Source organism: Absicoccus sp. (genome assembly GCF_034090965.1).
Classification (GTDB): Bacteria; Bacillota_I; Bacilli_A; order Erysipelotrichales; family Erysipelotrichaceae; genus Absicoccus; species Absicoccus intestinalis.
This window is the reverse complement of sequence record NZ_JAXDRQ010000009.1, coordinates 43,162-59,140: the sequence shown is the minus strand read 5'-3', so window position 1 is coordinate 59,140 and position 15,979 is coordinate 43,162. Positions and strand designations below refer to the sequence as shown.

At 45.7% G+C, this 15,979-nt stretch carries 13 protein-coding genes and 1 pseudogene; 13 read left to right on the top strand and 1 reads right to left on the bottom strand.

Going from position 1 to position 15,979, the window contains the following annotated elements; all coding sequences use genetic code 11:
* Positions 1–143 precede the first annotated feature (143 nt).
* From SOS22_RS01395 to SOS22_RS01335, 13 genes are all read left to right on the top strand, one after another.
* Positions 144–455, top strand: a complete 312-nt coding sequence (locus SOS22_RS01395) for a ribosomal-processing cysteine protease Prp (RefSeq protein ID WP_320596102.1) — start codon at positions 144–146, stop codon at positions 453–455.
* A gap of 317 nt (positions 456–772) precedes the next feature.
* Positions 773–1,372 (top strand): DUF4355 domain-containing protein, encoded by a 600-nt coding sequence (locus SOS22_RS01390; protein WP_320596101.1) that lies wholly within the window; start codon positions 773–775, stop codon positions 1,370–1,372.
* A gap of 12 nt (positions 1,373–1,384) precedes the next feature.
* On the top strand, positions 1,385–2,293 hold the full coding sequence (locus tag SOS22_RS01385) for a hypothetical protein (RefSeq protein ID WP_320596100.1): 909 nt from the start codon (positions 1,385–1,387) through the stop codon (positions 2,291–2,293).
* 6 nt (positions 2,294–2,299) lie between these two features.
* The gene (locus tag SOS22_RS01380; protein ID WP_320596099.1) at positions 2,300–2,620 is read left to right on the top strand and encodes a phage head-tail connector protein; all 321 of its coding nucleotides are present in this window, start codon (positions 2,300–2,302) and stop codon (positions 2,618–2,620) included.
* Complete coding sequence (locus SOS22_RS01375; RefSeq protein ID WP_320596098.1) at positions 2,617–2,919, top strand: hypothetical protein; 303 nt, start codon at positions 2,617–2,619, stop codon at positions 2,917–2,919. Before SOS22_RS01380 ends, SOS22_RS01375 begins: the two co-directional genes overlap by 4 nt.
* Before the next feature lie 2 nt (positions 2,920–2,921).
* Positions 2,922–3,284: an HK97-gp10 family putative phage morphogenesis protein gene (locus tag SOS22_RS01370; protein WP_320596097.1), complete on the top strand. Its 363-nt coding sequence runs from the start codon at positions 2,922–2,924 to the stop codon at positions 3,282–3,284.
* A gap of 1 nt (position 3,285) precedes the next feature.
* On the top strand, positions 3,286–3,696 hold the full coding sequence (locus SOS22_RS01365; RefSeq protein WP_128520928.1) for a DUF3168 domain-containing protein: 411 nt from the start codon (positions 3,286–3,288) through the stop codon (positions 3,694–3,696).
* Positions 3,696–4,229: a phage major tail protein, TP901-1 family gene (locus SOS22_RS01360; protein WP_320596096.1), complete on the top strand. Its 534-nt coding sequence runs from the start codon at positions 3,696–3,698 to the stop codon at positions 4,227–4,229. The genes SOS22_RS01365 and SOS22_RS01360 overlap by 1 nt, the downstream gene beginning before the upstream one ends.
* A gap of 73 nt (positions 4,230–4,302) precedes the next feature.
* Positions 4,303–4,674: a tail assembly chaperone gene (locus SOS22_RS01355; RefSeq protein WP_320596095.1), complete on the top strand. Its 372-nt coding sequence runs from the start codon at positions 4,303–4,305 to the stop codon at positions 4,672–4,674.
* A 354-nt stretch (positions 4,675–5,028) separates the two neighbouring features.
* Complete coding sequence (locus tag SOS22_RS01350) at positions 5,029–8,856, top strand: tape measure protein (RefSeq protein WP_320596094.1); 3,828 nt, start codon at positions 5,029–5,031, stop codon at positions 8,854–8,856.
* 68 nt (positions 8,857–8,924) lie between these two features.
* Positions 8,925–10,430, top strand: coding sequence for a distal tail protein Dit (locus tag SOS22_RS01345; protein ID WP_320596093.1), 1,506 nt, complete (start codon positions 8,925–8,927; stop codon positions 10,428–10,430).
* Complete coding sequence (locus tag SOS22_RS01340; protein ID WP_320596092.1) at positions 10,427–13,981, top strand: phage tail protein; 3,555 nt, start codon at positions 10,427–10,429, stop codon at positions 13,979–13,981. Before SOS22_RS01345 ends, SOS22_RS01340 begins: the two co-directional genes overlap by 4 nt.
* Positions 13,981–15,729 carry a DUF859 family phage minor structural protein gene (locus SOS22_RS01335; protein ID WP_320596091.1) on the top strand — a complete coding sequence of 583 codons (1,749 nt, stop codon included), beginning with the start codon at positions 13,981–13,983 and terminating at the stop codon, positions 15,727–15,729. The genes SOS22_RS01340 and SOS22_RS01335 overlap by 1 nt, the downstream gene beginning before the upstream one ends.
* Here SOS22_RS01335 and SOS22_RS10855 read toward each other — a convergent pair.
* Positions 15,726–15,971 (bottom strand): annotated as a pseudogene (locus SOS22_RS10855) (phage baseplate protein); the annotation flags it as partial. The gene SOS22_RS01335 and the pseudogene SOS22_RS10855 overlap by 4 nt on opposite strands.
* Positions 15,972–15,979 lie beyond the last annotated feature (8 nt).

Genomic DNA, 15,979 nt, shown 5'->3' with positions numbered 1-15,979 from the left:
TTTTGTGAAGCCTTGACTATCACTTTTATCGTGTTAAAACTGTGCCATGTTATTGCCTGGTCGTGGTGGCTTGTGTTATTGCCCTTATTTATTCAAACTGCCATACTATTTATCTTAAATATTTATAACGAAAGGAATTGAACATGATACATATCACGATCAAATACGACGAATGGTTCGATATTCAAATCGAAGGCCATGCCGGATATGCACCGAAGGGAAGCGATATCGTATGTGCAGCAGTGTCTGCGCTGTATCAGACAATGGCGCAGACCATACAAACTAGATCATATGGAGAAATGAAGCATGTCCGAAGCAATGATGGCTTCGAGCATATCATCATCCGTGATGTAACACAAGAAGGGTTTGGCGCGGTCATGGCATTTATCACAGGATGCGAAGAAATAGCTACCGCATATCCAGATTATGTGAGTGTGGATGATGAATTGACCTAGGAGGCACGGTATGTGCAGACACATCTATACAGAATCGATTGAGAAATCTTATTATGATCATAATTTACAATGCAAGGCGGAAAGAAGAGTACGTACTTGCATTTTTTGTGGAAAAACGGAAAAGGAGACAGTTTATATGAAAGACCCGCCGAAGCGAAAGCTACCAAAGTTCATAAAGCACGATCTAAGCGATTAGGTTGTGCTTTTTTATATGTCCGAGCATTGACGACATTAAAAGCCATGGGTCCAGGCATGGATGACACAAAAAGCTATGGAAGACAAGCATTGCGTCTCAAAACTATGGAGGAAATTTACATATGGAAAAAAATCTATTTGACTTGCAACTTTTCGCAGATGAAGACACCGAAGATAAATCGACAGATAACGACGATACAAGCAAGAAAGATGATTCTGAGAAAGAAAACAAACCTCAACCAAAGTACACGGACGAGGACCTTGACCGAATCATCCAGGAGAAAAAAGCAAAGTGGGATAAACAGGCCAAAGAAGCCGAAGAAGAAGCCAAAAAGCTTGCAAAGATGAATGCTCAGCAAAAGGCCGAGCATGAACGCGACAAGCTTCAGAAAGAGCTTGATAAATTGCGCGGTGAAAAAGCACGTGCCGATATGGCCAAAGAAGCACGCAGAATGTGTGCTGACGCAAACATCAATGTAAGTGACGACATTCTATCAAGCATCATCACATCGGATGCAGACACCACAAAAGAAGCTGTTGAATCCTTTATCGAACTGTTCAAAAGCGAAGTCGAAAAGGCAGTCAAGGAAGCGTTGAAAGGGAACTCTGTCAAACGCGGTACTTCGCCTAACGGAGGATTGACCAAGGAAGACATCATGAAAGTGGCCGATTCCGTTGAGCGTCAGCGTCTGATCAGAGAAAACATGGATCTTTTCAAATAATAGGAGGACAACATGGAAGAATTAATTAATTTGCAATTATTTGCAGAGACTAACATCACACAAACCGCAGATTTGGATCCGGCCATTTCTGTGGACTATACATCACGAATCGCAACAAATATCGACGAATTGCGCAAAGTATTAGGTATCAACCAATTGACGCCAATGGCCAATGGAACAGTGATCAAATCATATAAATTGACCAAAGAGAATACGCCTGATCAGGTCGGCGAAGGTGAAACGATTGGAATGACCAAGATCACTCGCAAATTGGCATGGCAAAAAGAAATCGTATTGAAGAAATATCGAAAAGTGGCTACTGCAGAAGCTATCCAAAAGGTTGGCGCACAAAAAGCCATCAATGATACCGATGCCAAAATGACGTTGGAGTTGCAAAAAGATATCAAGAAAGACTTCTTTGCTTCTTTGGCAACTGGAACTGGCAAGGTAACCGGTAAAGGATTGCAAGCCGCTTTAGCCAATGCGTGGGGACAAGTGGAAGTTCGTTTTGAAGATCTAACAATTGATCCAATTTATTTTGTATCGCCATTGGATGTGGCTGAGTATTTAGGTGGTGCACAGATCACGACACAGAATGTGTTTGGATTCCAATACATCGAAGGTTTCTTAGGATTAGGAACAGCAATCATTTCTCCGCGTTTGGCGAAAGGTACTGCATTTGCCACTGCTAAACAAAACTTGACAGGCGCATATATTCCTAACGGCGGAGATGTGGCGAGTAAATTCGGATTGACCTACGACGAGACTGGATTGATTGGTATGACGCACTCGACAATCACATCCAATGCGACTATCGAAACATTAGCGTTATCCGGTGTACAATTCTGGCCAGAATATGTCGATGGCGTATTCAAGGTATCCATCGAAGCCGCCACAACTGCATCAGGAACGGGAGCCTAGTAGCATATGGCGGTGATCGATGATGTCAAGGCGCTGCTTGGAATCGAGGATGAGGACAATAAGTTGAAGGTAATCATCACCTTGACCGAGAGCCGCCTTAAAGCATTGCTTGGCCAAAAGGAAGTGCCAAGCGAACTTGAATATATCGTTACCGAAGTTTCGATTGCACGGTTCAATAGAATCGGCTCTGAAGGATTGAGCGGACACACGGTAGAAGGCGAAGCATTGACCTTCAAGGACAATGACTTTGATTCCTATGCCGACGATATCCAAACATGGCGCGACGCACAGTCCGACCAGGATATCGGAAGGATACGCTTCTTATGAGATACGACACACCAATCCTATTCAGACGGCTAGCGGCCGGGGCATATGACCCGGATACAGGCGATTATAACGATGATACATACACTGATACCAAGATATATGGCTCTGTTATGGATACCAATACGCAGACCATGAATCTTGTATATGGCGGTATCAAACAGGGAAGCCTGACGGTGCATATTCAGAACCATATCGATGTTCCGTTTGACCAATTGATCATTGGCAACAAGAAATATCGTGTTGATTACACAAGGCGGCTTAGAACGAAGCAATCATTTATCGTATCGGAGGTGCAATAGTTATGGGTGCAGTAGAGATATCCGGGCTGAATGAGCTCATTTATAAAATTAATGACTGTAAGAATCTAACCAAGATCAAAGAAGTTGTAAGAGCCAATGGCGCAGATATGAATGACAAGATGAAAGGCATAGCAAAAAAAGGTGTTGCCTTCAAAAAAGGGTATTCAAAAGGCGGACTGGGCGGAAGTATCAACACGACCATATCTGAAGGTGGAATGAAAGCAACGGTTGGCCCAACTAAAGAGTATGCGCCTTACGTTGAACATGGTACTCGTTTCATGGAAGCGGAGCCATTTTGCAAGCCGGCCTTCAACGAACAGAAAGAGAAGTTCATATCCGATATGAAGAAAGTCGTAGGTGACTGATATGGATGCGCAACAGGAACTATATAGTGCTTTACTGATAGCACTTAAAACTAAATACAAGGATACGGGAATCGGCGTGTATGATACCTTCCTGCCACCGGATGGAACACCGTATCCTTTTGTATATTTAGGCGACAGTCAGACCGTAGACGATTATGGAAATAAGTCATTTATCGGCGGTCATGTGTATCAGACAGTGCATGTATGGCATGACGACCCTAAAAAGAGAGGTACACAGTCCAAAATCATGGCGGAAATCAAGGATATTGCCAGACATATCCGAGATACGAAGTCATATCACTGGTCGGTCCGCAACATCAATCAGCAAGTGATACCGGACACAACCACCAGTCAACCGCTATTGCATGGCGTGCTTGACCTGGAATTTGAAATAACAGGAGGAAAACAATAATGATCAATTTGCAATTATTTGCGAACGATGTGGATAAAGTCAAAGGAACGCAGATCATCTATCTATATCGTTTGTTGAGCGAAAAATCAAAAGAAGATGCAACGCATATCGCATTCACGGAAGAAAACGAACTATCCATGAAGCGTGATGCGGATACAACACAGACCAAAGACGGTCCAATCCGTACACCAGGAACACCGGAATTGGAAATCACGGCCAAATCTATCCTTGCCAAAGGCGATAAGTTCATCAAAAAATTGAGAAATGCTTTGTTATCGGGTGAGATCGTAGAGGTATGGCGTGTAAATCTGGCAGAAGAAGGCACGGATACTAATGCTGGAAAGTATGAAGCTACATATTATCAGGCAAATGTTACAGAATTTACAGAAACATCCAATTCCGAAGATGCAACCGAAGTAGAACTTACATTCGGTGTACAAGGAAACGGAGCAGATGGATATGCAACTGTATCCGATGCACAGAAAGAAGCCGCTTCTTACGTTTATAAAGACACAACGAAAGAAGCAGCATAACTTATAGCAACTGGGACGTGATGACCACGTCCTTTTTTTGACTGTAGAAACGAAAAGAAAGAGGTAGATACATATGAATACTATGCAACTTGAAATCGGCGGAAAAGAGTACACATTCAAAGCGTCCATCGCATTTATGCGAGACCTTAATAAAAAGGTAAAAGAAAAAGCAAACGATCGTGATGTAGATGTAGGTATGATCTACTCATTGGCCGGTGTCATTGACCGAGATATCGAGGCTCTGATTGACGTATTGTACGCCATGAATATCAACTTCACGCCACGCATCAAAAAGGAAACTCTGGAATCATATATTGAAGATTGTGAGGACATCGACGGATTGTTCGATGAGGTGACCGATTTTTTATCGAAAGCGAATGTCTCAAAAGCCAAGATGAAACAGCTGATGGATGCAATCAAGAAGAATCAGAAAGGAACGAAATAACATTTTCTGATTTTTATGAATCTGTTGCTCTGAACTGCTTCCGCTATCTCGATTTCAAGTCATTTGACGAAGTAGACCGCTTAAACATCAAGGAATATCAGCTATTGATGAAAGCTCATAACCTTCGATTTGTTGATGAAATGTATATGCTTCATATGCAAGCTTTCAAAAACTTCCAGGTAAGAGCCCGAAAGAAGAGCGGACGACCGGTATATCGGAGCTTTGACAAATTCTATAACTATAAACGAGAAGTGGATCGTGTCATGAACGGAAACAGAACCGCAGAAGACGACAGGTTCGCAGACCTCAAACGTTTCGTTTCACAGCAAGCAAAGAAAAAGGAGGGCAAATAAAATGGCTGAAACGTATTCAGTAACAGCCTCCCTTGAAGCGAGAGATTCGAATTTTACAAGCACATTTGAGGCGGCGCTCGATGTGCTTCGTTCACTGGACAGAGCAGTCAATCAGATTGCAACGGTCGTTCTGAAAGCTCAGGATAACGCCACACCAGTGATTGATGATGCCATCAAGGCTTGTCAACAGGCAGACCAAGCGGCATCCGACATTGCAGAGGCAAAGCTTGATGCCAACGATAACATGACACCAACGGTCGAAGGTGCCGTCGGTACGCTTGAAAAAGCCAAGTCCGAAGCATCGGAAGGCGTCGAAGCGGAACTTAAAGCAGAAGACAACATGTCACCAAAAGCAACCAAAGCAGAGAGCGTTATCTCCAAATTAAAAGGGTTCATCAAGTCTATACCGGAAATGGTGTTAAAAGGCCGTGATGAATCGCTTGGAAAAACGGCAGACGAAGCTATCACCAAGATGGATACACTGTCTTCCAAGATTAAGAGTGGCATCGGTTTTGGCGCACTGATGGCCATCGGAAACCGTGCGGTCAATGCCTTATCCAACGGCGTTCAAGGACTTGGTGAATCATTTAACACATCAAGTCTAGCGTGGAAATCATTCAACGGAAACATGCAGATACTCGGTGCATCCGGTGACCAGATAAAATCTGTACAAAAAGACCTGGAAAACTATGCACAAGCCACTGTTTATAATGCCAGTGATATGGCATCCACCTATGCACAGTTGGCCGCAGTTGGCACGAAAAACACGACCAAACTGGTCGAAGGCTTTGGCGGTCTTGCAGCTGCGGCGGAAAATCCGCAACAGGCCATGAAAACATTGAGCCAACAGGCAACACAGATGGCCGGACGTCCAACGGTCGCATGGCAGGACTTCAAACTGATGCTTGAACAGACTCCATCCGGTATTGCCGCAGTTGCAAAACAGATGGGAATGTCCACACAGGATATGGTCCAGGCAGTTCAAGACGGCAAGATCAAGACAGAAGACTTCTTCAATGCTGTTGAACAGGTCGGAAATTCCGAAGCATTCACCAATATGGCACAGAACTTCCATTCAGTAGGACAGGCTATGGACGGACTGTACGAAGGAATCACAGCCAAGTTCATGCCCGTATGGGACAAACTCCAGGATGTAGGTATCAATGCTATCCAAGGCATCATTGATGCGATGGACCGTATCGATGTTGGCAATCTTACGGCCAAGATTGACGGATTCATAGACGGTGCCAAAAAGAGCTTTGATGATTTCTGGAGCTCGTTCATCAATTCGGGTGCCGTTGATTCACTGAGAAATCTATTTGACGACCTTGGCCCGGCCATCTCCAATGTGGCAAGTTCTCTGAGCGGAGCGAGCGGTATCTTCTCGACCTTAGGCACGGTCATTGGTACCGTGGTAGACAAGGTTGCAGAACTGGCAGACAAGATTGCACAGTTTGTAGCAAATATGTCACCGGGACAGATACAAGCCTTTTCTGATGCAGTATTAGCATTGGGCGTGGCTTTTCTGACAATCAAAGGCGTCAGTGCCATTGCCGGAAAGATAAAAGCAATTGGAAATGCGGCAAAAACATCTGTAGGAAACGTCAAAACTTTGGCTGGAAAGATTAAGAGCATCTTCTCAAAAGGCGGAGGTTCATCAGATACTGCCGAAGAAGTCAAAAAGATTGGTGACAATGCGGAACAATCATCTCGCAGAGTATCCAGTTCCGTATCCAAAATCAACGCCAGATTCAAAGGTGCAACTAATATCATCAAGCAGCTAGGAAATTCGATAAAAGACATAATCAAACAAATTGGACAATCCATATCTTCTATCGTCAAACAATTGGGTACATCGATATCACAAATTGTTAAATCTTTAGGCACTGCAATCAGCACGGCAGCGAAGGGAATCGGCACCGGACTTGCAACTGCATTCCGAGGTCTTGGTGAAGCATTGGCTATGGTTCCGCCTAGCACATGGCTTGCTATCGGTGCAGCTGCATTGATGGTTGGTGCGGCATTTGCACTGGTTGGTACACAGGCCGATGGACTGTCACAGATATTACAGGCATTGGCACCTATCGTTAGTACGGTAGTTGCCGGTATCGTGGCCGTAGCACAGACATTGCCGGCCATTATCCAGGCCATTGGCGATGCGATCCAGTCCACACTGGAAGGTATTGCATCGGTCGTTGAGTCTATCGGTACGGCCATCAAGGATGCTTTCCAGGGCCTGGCAGACGTCATTTCATCAGCTGGCGATGCGATCAAGTCGGCACTGGACGGTGTGGCAGATGTCATCACGGCTTTCGGTGACAACGTCAAATCCGTACTGGATGGTGTATCCGATGTATTCAAAGGATTTGGCGAGGGTGTAAAGAGCATCCTTGACGGTGTGGCCGATGTGGTCGAATCGTTTGGAAAGAGCGCTCTGAATGCCGGAAAAGGTGTTGAACACCTGGCAACTGGATTATCCAAGATAACAAACTTGAACCTAGGCGACATGACCGCATCTTTGGCGGCAGTAGCTCTGGGAATCGGCAAGATCACGAAGAAATCTGCGGAAATCGATACCGTAGGTGATTCCATGCGAAACCTTGGAAGTGCGGTACAGACGCTATCAACAAATGGAAGCACAGCGGCCGCATCCATGTCCACAATCGCCACATCGATAAGTACGATGGGTTCGTCTATCTCAACGATTCCGGCACAGTTCCAGATGCTCAATGCGTCACTGGTACAGTTTACGGCATCGGCAATGATGGTCGGTACAACATCTATGCTTATTGCAACGGGAATGACGGCCATGACCGCATCGCTCATGATGGCATCCACATCCATGCTCATGCTTGGTACCATGAGTGCCACGGCATCGGCATCTATGACCATGCTTAGCGCCATGATCACGATGGCAAGCGCCAACATGTCGATATTCGGAACTGACCTTCTGATTGCATCCAACTACATGACCATGCTCGGAACGTCTGCTATGACGGCATCTGCAAGCATGACAAGCATAGCCGCATCCGCAATGAGCGCATCGGCGTCTCTGATGATGATAAGTACAGGTGCAACCGCGGCAGTCGCATCCATGATGATGCTTTCCGCAGCTGCTATCGGTGCTATGGCCGGATTTGCATCGGCTATCGCAGCAGGTGCAAGCGCAGGTGTATCAGCCATGACAAGTGCGTGCAGTTCAATCGTGAGTGCTGCAAACAGCGGACTTTCAAGACTGCCAAGCATCGCAACCAGTGCGATGGGTCGCTTTGGCTCTGCTCTATCCAGTGGCGGTGCAAGAGCGGTATCTATCGTAACGAGCATGATGTCAAGCATATACAGTGCAATGTCATCCGGTGCAGGACGTGCATACAGTGCCGGACTGATGATTGGTCAAGGTTTGGCCAACGGTCTGAATGCATCGGCCGGAGCCGTAGAGGCGGCTGCTGCAAGACTGGCTAGTGCCGCCAATGAGGCAATCGCGGCAAAAGCCAAATTAGGTTCTCCGTCACGATTGACACGACAGTATGGTATTTGGGTCGGTCAAGGATATATCAACGGTATCAAACGCATGGTCACAAATGTACGACATGCAGCAGAGAATCTTGTCTATCTTCCAAGCCTTGCATTTGCACAGGCGGATGCCAATTTAGGAAGCTTCAATGCGGAGCTGAATGATAATTACGACTATAGAAACAGCTCGGAATACACGATCAATGTGCCACTGGATGTGGACGGCAAGAGATTTGCACGTGCCACGGCCAAGTACAATGAGCAGGAACTCAATCGAGCTAAGAAATTCAAAAACAAATTAGGAGGTGATAGATAGTGAGCTTATACTCATATCACGACACTTCTGTACGTATCCCGGACGGTACCAATTTGCCGTCCGAGGCTATGTCTTACGATGGCGTTTTTTTGGAAAACGAGATTGAAGGGTATCGGACCCTGTCGGTATCCGGTCGAGAGCTCTATGGTGCAGAGATCAAGGAGCACTCTATCGATACCATCGACGGTTCGGACTACATAGCCCGAAGATATCCGCCACGCACCATCACGGTCACTTATCAGCTTCTTGCTTCCAGTGACCAGGCTTTTCGCGATGCCTATAACAAGATGAACAGGCTTTTAAATGGCGAACAGGTCAAGATCATTTTCAATGACGAGACCGACAAATATTTCATTGGCACAAAAAAGGGAATCACGGAAAACGAAAAAGGAACCAACTTTATGGTTGGTGAAATCGAAATATACTGTACGGACCCGGCCAAATACTCCACGACGCTAAAGGAAGTGACGGCTGCCAAGAACAGTGATGGCGACCTTGTAGCAACCATACAGAACAACGGAAGCAGACCGGCCACGATCGATTATGAGATCAAGACCAACTCGGATACCGGATATATCGGTATCGTATCGGGCAATGGGATCATGCAGTTCGGCAAGATCGATGAGGCCGATGGGGAAACCTTCCAGCAGAACGAGACACTAGGAACGATCAATGACCTATTGAACTGTGCGGATGATACCGCAGGAACCATCGCTATCCATCCGAAGTATGGTGCCAAAGGTACATTGGCCAAAAAGACGTGGTTCAACAACACCTTCCTTGGATTCGGCTCAGAGGGGGCCATCGTCGGCGATGCCAATGGCGGATTGAGGACATTCACATTCCCGGCCGATTCAAACGGCGATTCAGACGGTGCGGTGAACTTCTATTCCTACTTCCATATCCTGATGTATGCCTCGAGGATGGGGCAGACCGGAGAAATGGACCTTGGATTCCTTACGGCAGACAATCAATTGATTTGCGGTGTCAATTGGTACAAGACGGACACTTCGGGGAATACCGGAAGATATGAACTGATCGTAAATGGCACCAATGCCAATCCGAAGCTTGGCGGAAAGGTGCTTCGTACATGGTCATTTCAGACCAGTCACTTGCACTCACAGAATCCATGGTACTGGGACTGGGGGCACTGTGATATCCGCAAGGAGGGCGCCGATGTGACCTTCTACTACTGGGGCAAATATTACAAGTACCATATCCCGGAGATCGAGAAGATGAAGTGCGCCAAGGTACAGGTCAGTATCAAGGCATGGAAGAATCGTACAGGCAACAAATTCTTGTATTTCCTGGGATTGAATCGATTCACGTATCAAAAGATGCATGTCGATAAGTGGAAGGATATCCCGAATCGATTCAATAGTGGTGATGTGATCACGATCGATGGTGATAAGGGCAAGTTCTACGTCAACGGAATGAACCGTCAACAGGATGAAATTTTAGGAACGAAATACTTCAAAGCTGATCCGGGCAAATCAGAAATCAAGTTCCGAGTATCGGAATGGACCAAGACAGACCCTACGATCAAGGTATACATTCGGGAGGCATGGTTATGACGGATATGCCAAGAATCGCAATATTGAGCGCATACGATGTAGTGTGCGCTTTTTTAGATAATTCTCTAGATGATACGCTGCATTACTGGGATGATAATCTGCACACCTATTTGCAGGGCTCGGCGTATACGTTTGAATTCACGACAGAATCATGGATGGATGATGCCACATATCTTGTGGAGGGGAATCACTTGTCTTTCAAGTACAAGGACAAGAGCTACTATCTGAATATCGTCGAAACAGAGAAGGATGAACTGGAAATCAAGGTCACGGCTTACGGTCTTGTGTTTGAGCTTCTCAATGAAGAAGTGGACACGTACGAAGGCAAATCCATGAGCTTTGAGGCATACGTCAAGGCATTCAACTATGAAAAAAGCTTCGATATCGGTATCAATGAAGTTTCCGATAAGAGGATATCCAATAAGTGGGAAGGAACGGATACGGTACTGAAAAGGCTGTATTCACTGGCCACGGTATTCGACGCAGAACTTGAGTTTGTGACGGAACTTAACGATGATTATTCCTTGAATCGAATCGTCTTGAACGTCTATCGGGAACATGATGATACCCATCAGGGGATGGGGCAGGATCGTACCGGGGAAGTACTTCGATTTGGCAGAGAAGTCACTGGGATCACGAAGAAATCAGACATAACCGAGCTATGTACGGCCATACGTCCGACTGGAAAGGATGGGCTGCAGCTCAACAAGCTGAGCGGAAAGAAAGAGTACGACAGTGACGGGAACGTCGAATTCCAGGTATCAGGGAACAATCTACTTGCACCGCAGGCAAGGGACCGGTTCCCATCTTTGTTGAAATCGTCAAAAAATGACCGCTATATCGTCAAGATATGGAGCTATGATACATCAGATGTCAATGCCCTGTACGGACAGGCCAAGGCAGAGCTCGCGAAGATCATGGTTCCGAAAGTATCCTATGAGGTCGATAGCTATGTTGATGCCAATATCGGTGATACATTCACGATCGAAGATACGGACTATAAACCGACACTGTATCTGACGGCTAGAGTCACGGAGCAGGAAATCTGCTTCACGGACCCATCAGCATCCAAGACGACTTTTGACAACTTTGAGGAGGTCGAATCACAGGTTGATCAGTCATTGATCAATGCTATGCAGAAAATGATTGATGCAAAACGAACCTTTGAGGTCAACATCATATCTTCCGACGGTACGGTGTTCAAAAACAGCACTGGATCAACGACACTGACGGCCAAAGTACTGGCCAATAATCAGGATGCTTCCGGAGAGATGACGTATCGATGGTACAAGGACGGTATATCTTATTCGACCGGTCAGACATTGGCCATATTCGCGAAAGATATCACCAATACGGTCACATACCGTGTGGAAGCTATCGATGCCAACGATGTAGTGAGAGGTGCGACAGAGGTCACATGCGCCAATGTGATTGACGGCGATTCAAGCCATATCCATATTGCATATGCCAATTCGGCAGAAGGATCAAAAGACTTCAGCACATCCTGGTTCGATGGTGCCATGTACTTTGGCATCTATACCGACGACAAGGAAACGGCATCTGAAACATATACCGATTACAAGTGGACACGTATCAAAGGTGAGCAAGGTGATAAAGGCGATACTGGTCCTCAAGGAAATCCTGGAGCGAAAGGTGACCCGGGAACGAATGGTAAAAATGGGGAAGACGGTATATCAGTTGCGAGCAAGACAATGTGGTATCAAGCAAGCGACCACACCAAAGCTTATACATCTAAAGGCCGGAACCTGCTTGTAAATTCCTCTCATTATACACAAGAGTCACCATATACAACCACAAGTACGAGTATTGATAATTATACCTATACATACAATGACGGCGAATATATTTTTAGCCGAGAAATGTTGCGTAAAGGTACAGAAATTTATATCCAAGCAAAATCAAATCTTCCATGGTCATCCGTACATGGTGGCAGCGATACCAACAAGAACAAAGTTGGATTTTTTTTAGTCGTAACTAAAACTAAGTCATCTTATGCTGGTGATTTTGAAGAAATTCAATTAATTAAAGACGATGATACCAATACAACGTTAAAAGCAAAATATACATTGGGACATGATGGCTATATACAAGTTAGGCTAAACACCTATTCAAATGGCACTGATTCGGTAACTGGAAAATTCTGGGATATCAAGGCTGAAATTGGCGATACATGGACAGATTGGTCGCCGGCTTTTGAAAATGATGTTTTGATATCGTGCCCAGTTGGCAATCGGAACTTGGTTGAAGATACATCAGATGTAGAACTTGTCGGAGAATATCCAAGCAATGAATATATCCAATTATTTTATAAGAGAATGACGATAAACGTTACAGAGGGGACATATATACTGTCTTTTCAGGCCAAGTCAACAGTAGAAGGGGATTGCATTGAAAACTTTCTTTACGGGGGCGGCAAACCCAATGTGATCAGTGATAATTATCTGCTATCGAATGGTTCAACTAGAAATGGGCATGACGGTTATGCGCCATTCTATCTATCGACCGAATACAAAAAATACTGGGTCAAATATACAATCACCACGCATACAGATTATCCGCTTGGTTTGATCGTTGCCCGATTAAAAGCAGGACAGGGGACAGGGACAGTTTCCGTCAAAGACATCAAACTAGAATATGGCGGTACACCAACCGATTGGTCGCCTGCACCGGAAGACCTTGGATGGTCCACTGCAACGCAAAAAACAACAGATGATAAGAAATATCTGTGGGCATACGAAGAAACGCGAATGTCTGATGATACCACACAGTATACAAGCCCAATTGTCATAGGCACTCAGGGACCAAGGGGGCCATCTGGCATCAGTGTTACATCCGTAGTCATCCAATACTATCTGTCCACTTCCAGTACATCCATGACCGGTGGATCGTGGTCGGCGGACTATCCGAAATGGGAGCCAAATAAGTGGGTATGGATTCGGCAGGAAACCACGCTTTCCGATGGTACGAAAAAATACTCAGATGGAAAACTGTGGTCGAACCTTAACGAACTGTATGAACTGGAAACTTCCAACAGTGCCGAGATCATCAATGCCAATGATTCCATCAAATCAACGGTCGAACAGGTCAATACATATCACTCCGAACTATCGGAGGCGATCAAGTCAAATGCCGATGCACTGGACGCTTTCAAAGAAAACGTGAGCGGTACATATGCCACAAAGTCAGAGATAGCGCAGACCTCACAGTCCATCCAGGCAAGCATCAAAAAGACCATCAGTGATAGCACATATCAGACAGTCTCAAATGTCAAACTGGATGAATCCGGATTGCATGTGGGTACATCCAATACACAGACCGAATCCCGTATCGATGGGTCCGGGCTTACTGTATCGGATGCAGATGGAAATACGCTTATGAATGTTACGACGGCACAATCAATGATACAGAACCTTAAGGTAACGGAAAAAGTGCAGTTCGGTGCCCATCAGATACAGGCCTATGACGGCGAAGAAGCAGATGGCTCGACCGTGGTAGGAACAGCCTTATTATGGATTGGAGATGTTAAATAATGCCAAGCATAAGCAAAACGGTGCAACTTGGAAGTTACTGGAAGATGACGCTGAACGTGTCTGAATCCAGTACAAGCACGGCCAACAATACATCTACATTGTCGTACTCGCTTGTACTTACATCTACAGGCGGATCGGCGCAGTATAACGACGCGGGCTCTTACGCAATCAATATCAACGGATCAAGAGTAAGATCGGGGACGGCCAATCTTAATGTGGGCACTTATGGATCGGTTACACTAGCATCCGGATCAACAACGGTTGGCCACAATAATGATGGCACGAAGACCGTATCCGTATCTGCATCGTACTCAAGCGCTGCAAGCGCCTACTATCTGCCTTCTTCAGGCAGTACATCTGGAAGTCTGAACCTTACCAAGATTCCAAGAGCATCAAAAATTGATACTTTTACGGGTAGTACGGTTGATGGCACATTCACGGTAACATATACCAAGAGCGTATCGACCTACACGGATAAGCTTCGTATATCGATACCTAACGTCAAGGCACTTATGACCATCGATTACAACACGTCCGGAACGAGCTTCACGCTCGATTCAGCAAGCCTTGAATATATTTACTCCAACTACACGACCACGCAGACGGTACAGCTTGGCGCCGTATTGGAAACATATAACGGCACGACCAAGATTGGCGAATCATCCGAGGTCAAGATAGATGTATCTATCAACTGTCCACCGGTCATAAGTGGTGTAACACTGACCGAGACAGGACTGAGCGGGATCAGCAGCACCGATTGTGTAGCAATCATCGGAAAGAAGTCCGTCAAGGTCACGGCAACCGCACAGCATCATGCATCGATAGCCTTGATACAGGTGCAGAACGGCAATGTTACCAAGTCGGTATCTGATTCTTCGACAGCAACAATTGGATTTGACAATTTAAGCTCGGCAAGCTTTGTGGTCACGGTCACAGACAGCCGAGGCTTTACGGTTAGCAAGACAGTAACCGGTACCTACTATGATTACTTCAGGCCGACGATCCAGTCTCTGACCGTAGCAAGGCCGACAGATACGGCAAGCACGGCAACCATATCCGGTAAAGGGACATACTGGAACGGAAAGATAGGAACCAAAGCCAATACAATAACATATACGATCACGGACGATGCTTCGGTATCGGCAACCGTACCGACGATATCCGGAACAGCATGGACGATAAGCCAATCGGTATCCAATGTTCCATATCAATCAAGCTTCCACTTCACGGTAACGATCAAGGACGCTTTCGGCCAGTCCGAAACAAGACAGATCACGCTTCCTTCGACAACTCCGGTAGTATGGATCGGTAAAAAGACGGTACGCATCAATGGTGTGGATCTTGATCAGTATATACTGGACAAGTTTCATCCGATTGGCTCTCTGTATCTATCCGCAAATAATGTCAATCCTGGCGACCTTTTTGGTGGAACATGGGTATCATATGGAGAAGGTCGAGTATTGATTGGCGCAGGAACCGGAACAGATGCGAATGGCAAGCAGATGACGTTTACGGCAGGTGCAACTGGTGGCGAATATAGCCATCGGATCACAATCGATGAAATACCTAGCCATAGCCACCAATATTATTCGCCAATTGTTCAAAAGGTAACCGCTGCATCAGGCGGATCTACTTATGGAAACTACAATAAGCAGTACAAAATTAGTACAGATAGTAGTGGCGGTGATCAAGCTATTTCATTGATGGGCCCATACATTGTTGGCTATATGTGGAGACGTATCGGTTAAGCTACCCGCCGCCAAATGTATCCGCCGATATAAGGCATCATATTGTTATGGGATTGATTGCCGCCGGTTGATGCAGTCTTATATGCCCAGTTAGTATTACCTTTTTGACTCAAGTCGGCCACAACATAAGACCAACCACCTAAATTTGCAACTTGCACTTTTCCAGTGCTAGATGGGGAGTGATTGTGGCTCGGCATCTCGTTTACGGTAAGCTGATGGCTATATTCGCCACCAGTTTTTTTATAGGAGG

Coding starts and splice junctions, on each gene's coding strand:
- SOS22_RS01395 (WP_320596102.1), top strand. CDS start 144: ATGATACATATCACGATCAAATACGACGAATGGTTCGATATTCAAATC.
- SOS22_RS01390 (WP_320596101.1), top strand. CDS start 773: ATGGAAAAAAATCTATTTGACTTGCAACTTTTCGCAGATGAAGACACC.
- SOS22_RS01385 (WP_320596100.1), top strand. CDS start 1,385: ATGGAAGAATTAATTAATTTGCAATTATTTGCAGAGACTAACATCACA.
- SOS22_RS01380 (WP_320596099.1), top strand. CDS start 2,300: ATGGCGGTGATCGATGATGTCAAGGCGCTGCTTGGAATCGAGGATGAG.
- SOS22_RS01375 (WP_320596098.1), top strand. CDS start 2,617: ATGAGATACGACACACCAATCCTATTCAGACGGCTAGCGGCCGGGGCA.
- SOS22_RS01370 (WP_320596097.1), top strand. CDS start 2,922: ATGGGTGCAGTAGAGATATCCGGGCTGAATGAGCTCATTTATAAAATT.
- SOS22_RS01365 (WP_128520928.1), top strand. CDS start 3,286: ATGGATGCGCAACAGGAACTATATAGTGCTTTACTGATAGCACTTAAA.
- SOS22_RS01360 (WP_320596096.1), top strand. CDS start 3,696: ATGATCAATTTGCAATTATTTGCGAACGATGTGGATAAAGTCAAAGGA.
- SOS22_RS01355 (WP_320596095.1), top strand. CDS start 4,303: ATGAATACTATGCAACTTGAAATCGGCGGAAAAGAGTACACATTCAAA.
- SOS22_RS01350 (WP_320596094.1), top strand. CDS start 5,029: ATGGCTGAAACGTATTCAGTAACAGCCTCCCTTGAAGCGAGAGATTCG.
- SOS22_RS01345 (WP_320596093.1), top strand. CDS start 8,925: ATGTCTTACGATGGCGTTTTTTTGGAAAACGAGATTGAAGGGTATCGG.
- SOS22_RS01340 (WP_320596092.1), top strand. CDS start 10,427: ATGACGGATATGCCAAGAATCGCAATATTGAGCGCATACGATGTAGTG.
- SOS22_RS01335 (WP_320596091.1), top strand. CDS start 13,981: ATGCCAAGCATAAGCAAAACGGTGCAACTTGGAAGTTACTGGAAGATG.